General features: G+C 71.7%; 8 protein-coding genes and 1 pseudogene. 5 read left to right on the top strand and 4 right to left on the bottom strand.

The window, feature by feature from the left end; all coding sequences use genetic code 11:
* Positions 1 to 1,248: SUKH-4 family immunity protein (locus ACFC1X_RS28815; protein ID WP_376358767.1), on the top strand; the 1,248-nt coding region annotated here is incomplete at its 5' end.
* A gap of 35 nt (positions 1,249 to 1,283) precedes the next feature.
* Here ACFC1X_RS28815 and ACFC1X_RS28810 read toward each other — a convergent pair.
* A pseudogene (locus ACFC1X_RS28810) lies at positions 1,284 to 2,503 on the bottom strand (RNA-guided endonuclease InsQ/TnpB family protein).
* A gap of 325 nt (positions 2,504 to 2,828) precedes the next feature.
* On the opposite strand from ACFC1X_RS28810, the gene ACFC1X_RS28805 reads away from it, so the two are divergent.
* A complete protein-coding gene (locus tag ACFC1X_RS28805; protein WP_376358764.1) occupies positions 2,829 to 3,719 on the top strand; it encodes a cellulose-binding protein in 891 nt (296 codons plus the stop codon).
* Between the two features lie 33 nt (positions 3,720 to 3,752).
* Here ACFC1X_RS28805 and ACFC1X_RS28800 read toward each other — a convergent pair whose 3' ends face one another.
* Together ACFC1X_RS28800 and ACFC1X_RS28795 are read right to left on the bottom strand one after the other, a co-directional pair.
* Positions 3,753 to 5,363: a cation acetate symporter gene (locus ACFC1X_RS28800; RefSeq protein ID WP_376358761.1), complete on the bottom strand. Its 1,611-nt coding sequence runs from the start codon at positions 5,361 to 5,363 to the stop codon at positions 3,753 to 3,755.
* The gene (locus ACFC1X_RS28795) at positions 5,360 to 5,803 is read right to left on the bottom strand and encodes a DUF485 domain-containing protein (protein WP_376358758.1); all 444 of its coding nucleotides are present in this window, start codon (positions 5,801 to 5,803) and stop codon (positions 5,360 to 5,362) included. The genes ACFC1X_RS28800 and ACFC1X_RS28795 overlap by 4 nt, the downstream gene beginning before the upstream one ends.
* A 509-nt stretch (positions 5,804 to 6,312) precedes the next feature.
* Between ACFC1X_RS28795 and ACFC1X_RS28790 the strand changes: the two genes are divergently transcribed.
* The 3 genes from ACFC1X_RS28790 (at position 6,313) to mfd (ending at position 13,503) form a co-directional block, all read left to right on the top strand.
* Positions 6,313 to 7,101 (top strand): ABC transporter ATP-binding protein, encoded by a 789-nt coding sequence (locus ACFC1X_RS28790; RefSeq protein WP_122617011.1) that lies wholly within the window; start codon positions 6,313 to 6,315, stop codon positions 7,099 to 7,101.
* Positions 7,098 to 9,662, top strand: coding sequence for an ABC transporter permease (locus tag ACFC1X_RS28785; RefSeq protein ID WP_376358756.1), 2,565 nt, complete (start codon positions 7,098 to 7,100; stop codon positions 9,660 to 9,662). Before ACFC1X_RS28790 ends, ACFC1X_RS28785 begins: the two co-directional genes overlap by 4 nt.
* 307 nt (positions 9,663 to 9,969) lie before the next feature.
* Positions 9,970 to 13,503 carry a transcription-repair coupling factor gene (gene mfd, locus ACFC1X_RS28780; protein ID WP_376358753.1) on the top strand — a complete coding sequence of 1,178 codons (3,534 nt, stop codon included), beginning with the start codon at positions 9,970 to 9,972 and terminating at the stop codon, positions 13,501 to 13,503.
* Between the two features lie 87 nt (positions 13,504 to 13,590).
* On the opposite strand, the gene ACFC1X_RS28775 is transcribed toward mfd, so the two are convergent.
* Positions 13,591 to 13,791 carry an antitoxin gene (locus tag ACFC1X_RS28775; protein ID WP_376358750.1) on the bottom strand — a complete coding sequence of 67 codons (201 nt, stop codon included), beginning with the start codon at positions 13,789 to 13,791 and terminating at the stop codon, positions 13,591 to 13,593.
* Positions 13,792 to 13,805: the final 14 nt, after the last annotated feature.

Raw genomic sequence — 13,805 nt, 5'->3', positions numbered from 1 at the left:
GGGGGCGCGACGCCGCCTCCGCCCGCCGCTCCGGGGATGCCCGGCGCGCAGGGCTCCTCGGGCGGCGCGGGCGGTGCCGTGCACCACGCGCAGACCGTGCTGGCCGCGCCCTCGCTCGGCGGGCCCGGTGGCGTCGGCGCGCCTCCGCCGCCGCCCGGCGCTCCGGGGGTCCCCGGGGGCGGGCAGCCGATGCCGCCGGGTGCCATGCCGCCGCCCGGGCAGCCGATGCCCGGTCAGCCGCAGGCGTACGGCTATCCGCAGCCGCCCGCCGGTCAGCCGACCGTCGGTCCGGGCTACCAGGCCGTGCTCCGCTACCGCGCCCACGACGGCTCCGAGCAGCAGCTGATCCGGCGTTCGGCGCCGGGCACGCCGCACCCGGAGTGGCAGATGTTCCACGAGCTGCGCTCCATGAACGTCCCGCCGGACCAGGTGCTGGAGCTGCACACCGAGCTGGAGTCGTGCGAACTGCCGGGCGCGTACTGCGCGCGGATGATCCGGGAGCAGTGGCCGCAGGCGCGGATCACCTCGATCGCGCCGTACGGCACGGACCACGCGAGCCGGCAGCAGGGCATGCGGCAACTGCTCGCGCACCAGGGCGAGCTGCACCAGGTGGCCGACGGGCCGGCCCGCCCGGCGCCGGTGCGCGCTCCGCTGCCGCAGGTGCAGCCGGCGCCGCCGGTTCCGCCGGAGGCGATCGGGCAGGAGCTGGGCGGCGCGTTCGGTCCGGGGGTCTTCCGGTTCGAGCAGGCCGCGGTGTCCCGGCAGGGTGTGCCGCCGGTCGTGGCGCACACGCTGGTGGCCGCGGGTCTGCCGACGGACATGGGGCCGTTCTTCTGGGCGCAGGCCCAGCCGGGGCGCCCGGTGCCCACGCTGGCGGAGCTGGCGGCCGAACGGGGAGTGCAGCCGGCCTCGGACGCGGGTTCGTACCTCGTCGTCGGCAGCGACTTCGGCCGCGCGATCTGTGTGCAGTACGGCACCGCGGCCATCGTGGCCGTGCCGGTGGAGGCGGGGCCGGGCGGTGCGCCGGTGCCGCCGCAGTTCGTGAACTCCGGGCTGCCGGAGTTCGCACGCTCGCTGGCGCTGCTGGGCCGGATGTGGCGGCTCAGGTTCGGTCTGAACCAGGAGCAGGCGGGCCGCTGGACCGTCGACTTCCAGGCGCAGCTGGCCGCGCTGGACCCGGCGGCGCTCGGCTCGCCGGAGAGCTGGTGGTCGGTGCTGCTGGAGCAGATGTGGGACGGCCTGCTTTGAATCCTCCCCTCCCTGAAGGGGAGGGGATTCCTGGCTCAGGCCGCCTCCTGGAGCATCGCTCCAGGAGGTCTTCCGCCATCGGCACCAGCCGGGTTGAAACCAGCCCGGACGAGCATGACGCGTGCGGAGTTCTTGTCCCGCAGGAACGCGGTTCCGCAGGCGGTGCAGGTGTAGGTGCGCTCACCCAGCGGCAGTGAGTGCTTGGCTCTCGCTCCGCACTGCGCGCAGTCCATCGTGGTGTACGCGGGGTGGACCAGGCGGATGTCCCGCCCGTGTTTGCGACCCATCTCGATCAGGGCGGCCTTGGTGGCGCCGACGGCGGCGTCGGCGGCCTTGCGGGCCATGGTGGACTTGGCCAGGAACTTCGGGCGGAAGTCCTCGACCGCGACGGCGTTATGGTCGAGGACGGCCTTCTTGGCCCACTTGCGACCGGTGTCCGCACGCTGCCTCGCGACCTTCTTGTGCGCCTTCGCCCGCAGTCTCATCGCCGCGCGGTAGCCCCTTGACCCGGACGTCCCCTTCTTCGGCCTGCGGCGGGCCATCATCCGGTCGTACCGGGCCAGGTTCGCCCGGCCTTCTCGCCGTGTTCGGGGTGCGGCAGGTCGTGAGCATCGGATGTGGTGGTCGCCGTCTCCTTCACACCCCAGTCGACACCGAGGACGCGGCTGGTCTTCGGCAGGGGCTGGAGCTGGGCGGGGAGGACGAACGAGCAGTACCAGTGGCCGAGGCTGTCCTGGTACACGCGTACCGAGGACGGCTCGGCCGGCAGGTCTCGCGACCAGACCACCGTCAGGACGATTCCGCCCGCCAGGTGCAATCGGCCGTCCTTCAGCTGGAAGCCGCGCTTGGTGTAGTTGAGGGTCGGCAGCGCCTCACGTTTGGTCTTCCATGTCGGCATCCCGGCCCGGCGCGCCACGGCCAGGCGCTCGGCGATGTCCTGGTGGGCCTTGGCGCGGGAGCGGGCGAAGTCGCGGATGATCTGCTGCTGGGGGACGCACGAGCCCTCCCGCAGCCACGGCGTACGGGCGCGGGCCTCGGTCAGCATCCTGTCCAGCTGGGCCGGGCCGCACGTGCTCTTCTCGCCGGTCGCCCTGTTGCGCAGGTGCACGGCCCTGGACTTGGCGACGCACTCGTTCCACAGCCAGCGACACCGGCCCCACTCCGCCGCCAGAGCGGCGCGGGCAGCCGTCGACACTCGCAACCGATACGTATACCGGGCATGCCCGACCCCCACATACGTCCCCACCCGTGCCATCTCGCCCCCTTCACGGCTGCGGCCAGGACACCGTGCTGTCCCGGGCCCTGCGCAGGACCATACGTACGGCAACCGCACACACACCCGCCGATCCAGCAGTAGCCACTCCGGCCAGTGACCATAGGTACACACGTTCGCATCACCTAGGGCCGTGCCGGCAGCAACACGGGCGCTCCGCGCCCGGAACCGAACTTCGGCGACGCTCCGCGTCGCAGTCCCTGACCGCCCTTCGCGTGCGGTGTGTCGCATTATGAGGGCTTACGTCCGATCCATAAAGTCGGTTAAGTCCATTTAGTGCGGCAGGTTCACCACAGGGGTGATCAGCATGAGCAGCGCAGCGGCGGCTCCCGACGGATTCGTGACCGTACGCGGGCGTGAGCGCGGCTACCGTCCGGAACAGGTGGAGGAGTGTGTCGCGGCGCTCTCCGACGACCGCGACGCGGCCTGGGAGCGGGCCGCCCGGCTCACCGTGCTCGCCCGGGAGATGGAGGAGGACCTGGACGACCTGCTGGACGAGGTCGCCCAGCTCACCACGCAGGACTACGAGGCGCTCGGGGAGGGCGCGCGGCACCTGTTCCGGCTCGGCGAGGAAGAGGCCGAGGCCGTACGGCAGCGGGCGCGCGACGCGGGGGACGACGGGATGCGGGAAGCGCGGGCGTACGCCGACGGCGTGCTGGAGGCGGCGCGGGCGCAGGCCGACGCGGTGCACGCCGAGGCCGACGAACGCGCCCGGCAGCGGCTGCTCGTGGCGCGTGCGGAGGCCGACGAGGTGCGGATCGAGGCGCGGCGGGAGGTGAAGGCGGGGCGCGGGGAGGTGCTGTCCGTGCTGCGCGAGGCGCGCACGCGCACCGACGACACGCTCGCGGAGCAGGGCCGGGAGCACGCCGAGCGGCTGGCCGGGGCGGAGCGGGCCGAGGAGGAGCGGGCCGAGGCGCTGGACGCGCACCACGCGGAGGCGGTGGCCCGCGCCGAGCGGGAGGTGTGCGAGGCGGAGCGGGCGCTGGCCGAGGCGGGGGAGGCGGCCGGGCGGACGCGGGAGGAGGCCCGGGCCCGGGCGGCCGAGGTGGCCGCCGAGGCCCGGGTGCGGCAGGAGGAGATCGTCCGCGAGACGGAGCGGGTGCTGCGCGAGCACGGGGAGCGGTGGGACGAACTGCAGGCCCACATGGCCTCCGTACGCAGCAATCTCAGTTCGCTGACCGGCCGGGCGGTCGAGTGAGACCACCCGGGGTCCGCCCCGCGGCCGGCGCCGTCAGTCGCCCCTGCGCACCGCCCCCGCCAGGATCCAGCCCTCCACCGCCTCGTACTGCCGGCGCTGCTCCTCGGCCTTGCGCCGGCCGGAGAGCATGGTGCCGATCCAGCCGCAGGCGAAGCCGAACGGGATGGAGACCAGGCCGGTCGTGGTGAACGGGAACCAGTTGAAGTCGGCCTCGGGGAAGGCGGAGACGGGTGAGCCCGAGACCAGGTTGGTGCCCGGCATCAGCAACAGGACGGCCAGCGAGCCGCCGATGAGGGTGCTGAGCATCCCGGTGCGGGTGTAGCGGCGCCAGAAGAGGCCGTAGACCAGGGCCGGGGCGATGGCCGAGGCGCCCAGGCAGAACGACAGCGTCACCAGCGGCTGGAGGCTGCGGTGCTGGACCAGGGTGGCCAGGATGATCGCCGGGACGCCGACGGCCAGCGCGGAGACGCGGGCGAGGGCCATCTCGCGGCGCGGTGACATCTCCTGCACGCGGGTGGCGAACACGTCGTGGGCCAGGGAGTTGGCGCAGGCGAGGATCATGCCGCCGACGGAGGCGAGCAGGGTGAGGAAGACGGCCGTGGTGACCATCGTGAACAGGAACGTTTCCGCGGTGGACACCTCCGCACCGAAGGCGGCCTGCGAGCCCAGCAGGTAGGCGGTGTTGCCCTGCGGGTCGATCGCGGCCACGACCGCCCGCCCCACCAGCGCCGTCGCGCCGAAGCCGATGACCGTGACGACCAGCACGAAGAGCGCCACGCTGGACACGGCCCAGGACATCGAGCGGCGCACCTGGCGGGCCGAGGACGCGGTGTACATGCGCATGGTGATGTGCGGGAGGCAGGCGCCGCCGAGGACGACCGTCAGGTGCGCGGTGATCATGTCCGCGTCGGGGTGGGGCCCGCCGGCGAACTGGAGCCCCGAGTGCAGGAACGCCGAGCCCACCCCGCTGCGGTCCGCCGCCGCGCCGAACAGCGCGCCGGGGTCCCAGTCGAAGCGGTTGAGGATCAGTACGGCCACCACGGCGCCCGAGCCGAGCAGCATCACGATCTTGAGGATCTGGATGAGGGCGGTGCCCTTCATTCCGCCGATCGCCGCGTAGCTGATCATCAGCACGCCCAGCCCGATGATGCACCCGGTCTCCAGCGACTCGCCGGAGAACCCGAGGACGAAGGCGAGCAGCTGGCCGGTGCCCGCGAGCTGCACCAGCATCAGCGGCAGCAGCGCGGCGAGGGTGACGGCGCAGGTGGCGACGCGGACGCTGCGGCCGGGCATCCGGCGGGCGAGCGCGTCGCCCATGGTGAACCGGCCCGCGTTGCGCAGGGGTTCGGCCAGCAGGAACATCAGCAGCATCAGGGAGAGGGCGGTGCTGAGCGCCAGCACGACACCGTCGTGGCCGAACAGGGCGATGACGCCGCTGGTGCCGAGGACGGACGCCGCCGAGATGTAGTCGCCGGCGATCGCGAGGCCGTTGCGCATCGGGGACAGGGAGCTGTACCCGGTGTAGAACTCGTCGAGGTCGTCCCGGTCGGGGCCGGTCATCACGCACAGCAGCAGCGTGATGGTGGCGACCGCGGTGAAGCCGACCAGGGACATGGTCTGCGCGTTGCCGCTGAACTCCGTCATCGTCCCGCCTCCCGCCGGGCGTCCAGTTCGGCCTCCTTGCGGATGCGGTCCGCGAGCGGGTCCACGCGGCGCCGGGCGGTCTGCTCGTAGAGCGCGATCGCCAGCCAGGTGACGGGCAGTTGGACCAGGGCGAGCAGCAGTCCGGTGGGCAGTCCGTCGACGACGGTGCCGGTCATGAAGCCGGGCGCGTAGGCGGACAGGATCAGGAACAGGGTGAAGTAGCCGAGCGCGGTGAGCGTGGCGGTGCGCCGCTGCCAGCGGTAGGCGCTGCGCAGGATGCGCAGGTCGCTGTGGTGCCCCAGCGGGTCGCGCCGCGGGGCACGCCGGGTCGGGGCGCGGTGGGACGGGGCCTGGTGGAACGGGTCTTGGTGGGTCGGGGCATGGGGCGGGTACGGCGGTGGGGGGTGGTGGGGGTACGACGGGGACGGGTCGTAGGACATCCCGGTTCTCCTTGCGCGGCTGGGGTCCGGGTGGTGGACCGCAGGGAGGTGGGGGGTGGGGAGCCACGCACGTTACTCGCCAGTCACCTGGAGCGCTGCCTTTTCGCCGAACTGGTCGGTCGGTATGCCCCGGCCGACGTGCTGGTTTGCCCCTCACGTGGCGGGAGGGTGGAGGCTTGGTGCGTCTCAGGGTGGAGAGCGACCCCGAGACCGGCTCCACCGAAGGGTGGACTGCCCCTAGGGGTACCTCCGTACTACGGCTCGGGGAGGGTTCGTACCGGCGGAGGACGAGACGGACCGGGCGTCGTCCTTAATCTGGCCTTACGCCGCTGGGGGGCGGCAAACCGGACCCGTGGGGGTGGGGTTTTCCCCAGGAAAAGAGTGCGCTGAACACCAGCGCGCCCGCCCCACGGTTCCGGACAGACTCTTCGAGACAGCAGCACGGCGCACCCGCGGCAGTCCAGCGCGGCACCGGCGGCTCACTCGATGACCGACATAGGAGACTTGACATGACATCGGCCGTAAGTATTCCCACGCACGGGGGCACCGGAGGGCGTACGGCCGTTGCCGCGCGAGCGCGGCAGGTCGTGAAGGCCTACGGATCGGGCGAGACGCGGGTGGTCGCCCTCGACCACGTGGACGTGGACATCGACCGCGGTCGGTTCACCGCCATCATGGGCCCGTCGGGCTCCGGCAAGTCCACGCTGATGCACTGCCTGGCCGGCCTGGACACGGTCACCGGCGGGCAGATCTACCTCGACGAGACCGAGATCACCGGCCTCAAGGACAAGAAGCTCACGCGGCTGCGCCGGGACCGGATCGGCTTCATATTCCAGGCGTTCAACCTGCTCCCGACGCTCAACGCGATCGAGAACATCACGCTGCCCATGGACATCGCGGGCCGTAAGTACGACAAGGCGTGGCTGGACCGGGTCGTGGAGACCGTGGGGCTGGCCGGCCGGCTCAAGCACCGGCCCACCCAGCTCTCCGGCGGCCAGCAGCAGCGGGTCGCGGTGGCGCGGGCGCTGGCCGCCCGGCCCGAGATCATCTTCGGCGACGAGCCGACCGGAAACCTCGACTCCCGTGCCGGTGCCGAGGTGCTGGGCTTCCTGCGCCGCTCGGTCACCGAACTGGGCCAGACCATCGTCATGGTCACCCACGACCCGGTCGCCGCGAGCTACGCGGACCGGGTGCTGTACCTCGCCGACGGCCGGATCGTCGACGAGATGCTGAGCCCGACCGCGGACGCCGTCCTCGACCGCATGAAGGACTTCGACGCCCGGGGGCGCACGTCATGACCGTCGTCAAGACCTCGATGCGCAACTTCCTCGCGCACAAGGGCCGGATGGCGCTCTCGGCGGTGGCGGTGCTGCTGTCGGTGGCGTTCGTGTGCGGCACCCTGGTGTTCACCGACACGATGAACACCACCTTCGACAAGCTCTTCGCGGTCACCTCGTCCGACGTGACGGTCATGCCGAAGGACGCCAAGGCCGAGGACACCCCGCAGAACGGCGTGCCCGAGGCCCTCCCGGCGTCCGCACTGGAGCGGGCCCGGGCGACCGAGGGCGTCAAGTCCGCCGAGGGCGTCGTCAGCTCGATGAACGTGACGGTCGTCAACAGCGACAACGACAACGTGGGCGCCACCAGCGGCGCCCCGACGATCGCCGGAAACTGGACGAAGAACGACCTCCGGTCCATGGAGATCACCACCGGGCACGCCCCGCGCGGGCCCACCGAGGTGATGGTCGACGCCGACACCGCCGACAAGCACGACCTGAAGCTCGGCGACGAACTGCGCACCATCGCGCAGACCGGCGACTTCAAGGCGAAGATCGTCGGCATCGCCTCCTTCACGGTGACCAACCCCGGCGCCGCCGTCATCTACTTCGACACGGCCACCGCCCAGAGCGAACTGCTCGGCGCCACCGGCAAGTTCACCCAGCTCAACGTCACCGCCGAGGCCGGTGTCTCCGACACGCAACTCAAGCAGAGCGTCGCCGCGTCCCTGGACGGCACCTACAAGGTCCAGACGGCCAAGGAGAACTCCGACGAGAACCGCGAGGGCATCGGCGAGTTCATGAACGTCATCAAGTACGCCATGCTCGGCTTCGCCGGGATCGCGTTCCTGGTCGGCATCTTCCTCATCATCAACACCTTCTCCATGCTGGTCGCCCAGCGCACCCGCGAGCTCGGCCTGATGCGGGCCATCGGCTCCTCCCGTCGGCAGGTCAACCGCTCCGTGCTGGTCGAGGCGCTGCTCCTCGGCATCGTCGGCTCCGTCCTCGGTGTCGCGGCCGGAGTCGGCATCGCCATCGGCCTGATGAAGCTGATGTCCGCCGCGGGCATGAACCTGTCCACCGACGACCTGACCATCAAGACGGCGACCCCCGTGGTCGGCCTGGTCCTCGGCGTCGTGGTCACCGTCCTGGCCGCCTACCTGCCGGCCCGCCGCGCCGGCAAGATCTCCCCGATGGCCGCCCTGCGCGACGCCGGTACGCCGGCCGACGCCAAGGCCGGCTGGATACGCGGCCTGATCGGCCTGGTGCTCACCGGCTCCGGTGCCGCGGCCCTGCTCACGGCGGCCGGCGCCGACAAGGCGAGCGAGGGTTCGCTGATGCTCGGCGCGGGCATCGTGCTCTCCCTCATCGGCTTCGTCGTCATCGGCCCGCTGCTGGCCGGCTTCGTGGTCCGGGTCATCAGCGCGGTGCTGCTGCGGGCCTTCGGCCCCGTCGGCCGCCTGGCCGAGCGCAACGCCCTGCGCAACCCGCGCCGCACCGGCGCCACCGGCGCCGCCCTGATGATCGGCCTCGCGCTGGTGGCCTGTCTCTCCGTGGTCGGCTCCTCCATGGTCGCCTCGGCCACCAGCGAGCTGGACAAGACGGTCGGCGCGGACTTCATCGTCCAGGGCAACCAGCGGATCGTGCCGAAGGCGGAGAAGGCGATGCAGGACACGCCCGGCCTGGAGCACGTCACCCGCTACAAGATGCTCGACGCCACGCTGACCTCGCCCGACGGCAAGACCGACGACGACGGCATCACCGCCGCCGACCCGACCTACGCCGAGGACGTCCGCCGCGCCACGACGGAGGGCAAGCTCTCCGCCGCCTACGGGCCGGACGCCATGTCGGTCGGCGCGGACTACGCCAAGAAGCACGGCGTCCACGTCGGCGACACCATCTCGGTCGCCTTCAAGGGCGGCGAGACCGCGAAGCTCGAGGTCGCCGCGATCACGAGCGACGACGTGGCCATCGACCAGGGCGCCCGGTACATCAGCATCGACACGATGCGGAAGTACCTGCCGGCCGAGAGCGTCCCGCCGAACACGATCATGTTCGCCAAGGCCGAGGACGGCAGGAGCGACCAGGCGTACGCGGCGCTGAAGAAGTCCATGGACGCCTACCCGCAGTACCAGGTGGCCGACCAGACCGACTACAAGCAGGAGCTGAAGGACCAGGTCGGCCAGTTGCTGAACATGGTCTACGGCCTGCTCGCCCTGGCGATCATCGTCGCGGTCCTCGGTGTGGTGAACACCCTGGCCCTCTCGGTGGTCGAGCGGACCCGCGAGATCGGCCTGATGCGGGCGATCGGACTCTCCCGCCGCCAGCTGCGCCGCATGATCCGCATGGAGTCCGTCGTCATCGCCCTCTTCGGCGCGCTGCTCGGCCTCGGACTGGGCATGGGCTGGGGCGCCACGGCGCAGAAGCTCCTCGCCCTGGAGGGACTGAACGTCCTCGACATCCCCTGGCCGACGATCATCGGCGTCTTCATCGGCTCGGCCTTCGTGGGCCTCTTCGCCGCCCTGGTCCCGGCCTTCCGCGCGGGCCGCATGAACGTCCTGAACGCCATCGCGACGGAGTAAGACCCGACAGCCACCGCACACGGGGGTTGCGGGGGAACCCGGCGCCGGAAGCCACAAGGCCTCCGGCGCCGGCTCTTTTGCGCGTCCACCTTTCAACCCACCGAGTCGGGTGGTGGGTGGGCATAGGTCCGGGGGTCCAGGGGGCGGAGCCCCCTGGTACGGGGACCGCGACGCCGCCCACCCCGTACCCGGCGTCATCCACAGCCCCCGACGCGGCCGCGCGCAGCGACGTACGCTGGAGGCACCCCGGCCCGCAGCGCGCGTCGGGCCCGTCGTGTTGTACATCCCCGCACGGAAAGCGCCCTGAATGAGCCTGCACGGTCTGCTCGACGCCGTCGTCAAGGACACCGCCCTCGCGGAAGCGATCTCGGCGGCCGCAGACGGCAACCGCATGCACGTCGACCTGGTCGGCCCACCCGCGGCCCGCCCCTTCGCCATCGCCGCCCTGGCGCGCGAGACGTCCCGTCCCGTCCTGGCGGTGACGGCGACGGGCCGCGAGGCGGAGGACCTGGCCGCGGCCCTGCGCTCCCTCCTGCCCCCCGAGGGCGTCGTCGAGTACCCCTCCTGGGAGACCCTCCCGCACGAGCGCCTCAGCCCGCGCAGCGACACCGTCGGCCGCCGCCTGGCCGTCCTGCGGCGCCTGGCCCATCCGCGCCCCGACGACCCGGAGACCGGCCCGGTCTCCGTCGTCGTGGCGCCCGTCAGGTCCGTGCTCCAGCCGCAGGTCAAGGGCCTCGGCGACCTGGAGCCGGTGGCCCTGCGCACCGGACAGACCGCCGACCTGAACGAGATCGTGGAAGCCCTCGCGGCAGCCGCGTACGCGCGCGTGGAGCTGGTGGAGAAGCGCGGCGAGTTCGCCGTCCGCGGCGGCATCCTGGACGTCTTCCCGCCGACCGAGGAGCACCCCCTCCGCGTCGAGTTCTGGGGCGACGACGTCGAGGAGATCCGCTACTTCAAGGTCGCCGACCAGCGTTCCCTGGAGGTCGCCGAACACGGCCTGTGGGCCCCGCCCTGCCGCGAGCTGCTGCTGACCCCGGACGTGCGCGAGCGCGCCGCCGCCCTCGCCGAGGCCCACCCCGAGCTGGGCGAACTGCTCGGCAAGATCGCCGAGGGCATCGCGGTCGAGGGCATGGAGTCCCTCGCCCCCGTCCTCGTGGACGACATGGAACTGCTCCTTGACGTGCTCCCCAAGGGCGCCATGGCCCTGGTCTGCGACCCCGAGCGGGTGCGGACCCGCGCCGCCGACCTGGTGGCGACGAGCCAGGAGTTCCTCCAGGCGTCCTGGGCGGCCACCGCGGGCGGCGGAGACGCGCCGATCGACGTCGACGCGGCCTCCCTGTGGTCCATCGCCGACGTCCGGGAGCGGGCCCGCGAGCTGGACATGATGTGGTGGTCGGTGTCGCCGTTCGCCGCCGACGACGCGTTCGAGGAGGCCGACACCCTCAAGCTCGGCATGCACGCCCCCGAGACCTACCGCGGCGACACCGCCAAGGCACTGGCCGACACCAAGGGCTGGCTCGCCGACGGCTGGCGCGCGGTCTACGTCACCGAGGGCCACGGCCCGGCCGCCCGCACCGTCGAGGTCCTCGGCGGCGAGGGCATCGCGGCCCGCCTCGACAACGACCTGGGCACCCTCAGCCCCTCCGTCGTGCACGTCTCCTGCGGCTCGATCGACCACGGCTTCGTCGACCGGACCCTCCGGCTCGCCGTTCTCACCGAGACCGACCTGACCGGCCAGAAGGCCGCGGGCCGCGAGGGCGCCCGGATGCCCGCCCGGCGCCGCAAGACCATCGACCCGCTCACCCTGGAGACGGGCGACTACATCGTCCACGAGCAGCACGGCGTGGGCCGCTACATCGAGATGGTGCAGCGCACCGTGCAGGGCGCCACCCGCGAGTACCTGGTCGTGGAGTACGCCCCCGCCAAGCGCGGCCAGCCCGGCGACCGGCTCTACATCCCCACCGACCAGCTGGAGCAGATCACCAAGTACGTCGGCGGCGAGGCCCCCACCCTGCACCGTCTCGGCGGCGCCGACTGGACCAAGACCAAGGCCCGCGCGAAGAAGGCGGTCAAGGAGATCGCCGCCGACCTGATCAAGCTCTACAGCGCGCGGATGGCGGCCCCGGGACACGCCTTCGGCGCGGACACGCCCTGGCAGCGCGAGCTGGAGGACGCCTTCCCCTACGCCGAGACCCCGGACCAGCTCACCACCATCGCCGAGGTCAAGGACGACATGGAGAAGACGGTCCCCATGGACCGCCTGATCTGCGGCGACGTCGGCTACGGCAAGACCGAGATCGCGGTCCGCGCCGCCTTCAAGGCGGTCCAGGACGGCAAGCAGGTCGCCGTACTCGTGCCGACGACCCTGCTGGTCCAGCAGCACTTCGGGACGTTCGGCGAGCGGTACGCCCAGTTCCCGGTGAACGTGAAGGCGCTGTCCCGCTTCCAGACCGACACCGAGTCGAAGGCCACCCTGGAGGGCCTGCGCGAGGGCTCGGTGGACATCGTCATCGGCACCCACCGCCTCTTCTCCTCCGAGACCAAGTTCAAGGACCTGGGCCTGGTCATCGTCGACGAGGAGCAGCGCTTCGGCGTCGAGCACAAGGAGCAGCTGAAGAAGCTCCGCGCCAACGTCGACGTGCTGACGATGTCCGCCACCCCCATCCCGCGCACCCTGGAGATGGCGGTCACCGGCATCCGCGAGATGTCCACGATCACCACCCCGCCGGAGGAGCGCCACCCGGTGCTGACCTTCGTCGGCCCCTACGAGCAGAAGCAGATCGGCGCCGCCATCCGCCGCGAGCTGCTCCGCGAGGGCCAGGTCTTCTACATCCACAACCGCGTCGAGTCCATCGACCGCGCGGCGGCCCGGCTGCGCGAGATCGTCCCCGAGGCGCGCATCGCCACCGCCCACGGCCAGATGTCCGAGCAGGCCCTGGAGCAGGTGGTCGTCGACTTCTGGGAGAAGAAGTTCGACGTGCTCGTCTCCACCACCATCGTCGAGTCCGGCATCGACATCTCCAACGCCAACACCCTCATCGTCGAGCGCGGCGACAACTTCGGCCTCAGCCAGCTCCACCAGCTGCGCGGCCGGGTCGGCCGAGGCCGGGAGCGCGGCTACGCGTACTTCCTCTACCCGCCGGAGAAGCCCCTGACGGAGACGGCGCACGAGCGGCTCGCCACCATCGCCCAGCACACCGAGATGGGCGCGGGCATGTACGTGGCGATGAAGGACCTGGAGATCCGCGGCGCGGGCAACCTACTCGGCGGCGAGCAGTCCGGCCACATCGCCGGCGTCGGCTTCGACCTGTACGTGCGGATGGTCGGCGAGGCGGTCGCCGACTACCGGGCCTCGCTGGAGGGCGGTGTGGAGGAGGAGCCGCCGCTGGAGGTCAAGATCGAGCTGCCGGTCGACGCGCACGTCCCGCACGACTACGCGCCCGGCGAGCGGCTGCGCCTCCAGGCGTACCGGTCCATCGCCTCCGCCAACAGCGAGGAGGACATCAAGGCCGTACGCGAGGAACTCGTCGACCGCTACGGCAAGCTGCCGGAGCCGGTGGAGAACCTGCTGCTGGTCGCGGGCCTGCGAATGCTCGCGCGGGCGTGCGCCGTCGGCGAGATCGTGCTCCAGGGCAACAACATCCGCTTCGCGCCGGTGGAGTTGCGCGAGTCCCAGGAACTGAGGCTGAAGCGGCTCTACCCCGGCAGCGTCATCAAGGCGGGCACCCGCCAGGTCCTCGTACCGCGCCCGAAGACCGCGAAGGTCGGCGGCAAGCCGCTGCTCGGGCGGGAACTGCTCGGCTGGGTGGGGGAGTTCCTGACCTCGATCCTGGGGTCGTAGACCTCGATCCTGGGGTCGTAGCGCGAAGCCCGTCCAAGGGGACATGCCCCGTGGACGGGCTTCGGCGGTTGTGGACGTGCGGAGCGGCTACTGCTGCTCCGGCCGGTCGCCGCCCCGCTCGCGCCCGAAGCCGAGCTTGCCCTCGGCCTGCTGCTGCGCGGCGTCGACCTGCTTCTCGTGCTTGCCGCCGGTCCGCTCGTTGACCTGGCGTTCGGCGGTGTCGGACATCTTCCGAGACCTGTCCTTGTCCTTGCCGGCCATGCTCTTGACCTTGTCGAGGATGCCCATGCAGCAGCTCCTTC

It is taken from the genome of Streptomyces sp. NPDC056128 (genome assembly GCF_042263835.1).
Lineage (GTDB): Bacteria > Actinomycetota > Actinomycetes > Streptomycetales > Streptomycetaceae > Streptomyces.
Note: the sequence above shows the minus strand (reverse complement) of the source record. Positions and strands in the feature narration are given on the sequence as shown.

Coding starts and splice junctions, on each gene's coding strand:
- ACFC1X_RS28785 (WP_376358756.1), top strand. CDS start 7,098: ATGACCGTCGTCAAGACCTCGATGCGCAACTTCCTCGCGCACAAGGGC.
- ACFC1X_RS28800 (WP_376358761.1), bottom strand. CDS start 5,363: ATGACGGAGTTCAGCGGCAACGCGCAGACCATGTCCCTGGTCGGCTTC.
- ACFC1X_RS28790 (WP_122617011.1), top strand. CDS start 6,313: ATGACATCGGCCGTAAGTATTCCCACGCACGGGGGCACCGGAGGGCGT.
- ACFC1X_RS28775 (WP_376358750.1), bottom strand. CDS start 13,791: ATGGGCATCCTCGACAAGGTCAAGAGCATGGCCGGCAAGGACAAGGAC.
- mfd (WP_376358753.1), top strand. CDS start 9,970: ATGAGCCTGCACGGTCTGCTCGACGCCGTCGTCAAGGACACCGCCCTC.
- ACFC1X_RS28795 (WP_376358758.1), bottom strand. CDS start 5,803: ATGTCCTACGACCCGTCCCCGTCGTACCCCCACCACCCCCCACCGCCG.
- ACFC1X_RS28805 (WP_376358764.1), top strand. CDS start 2,829: ATGAGCAGCGCAGCGGCGGCTCCCGACGGATTCGTGACCGTACGCGGG.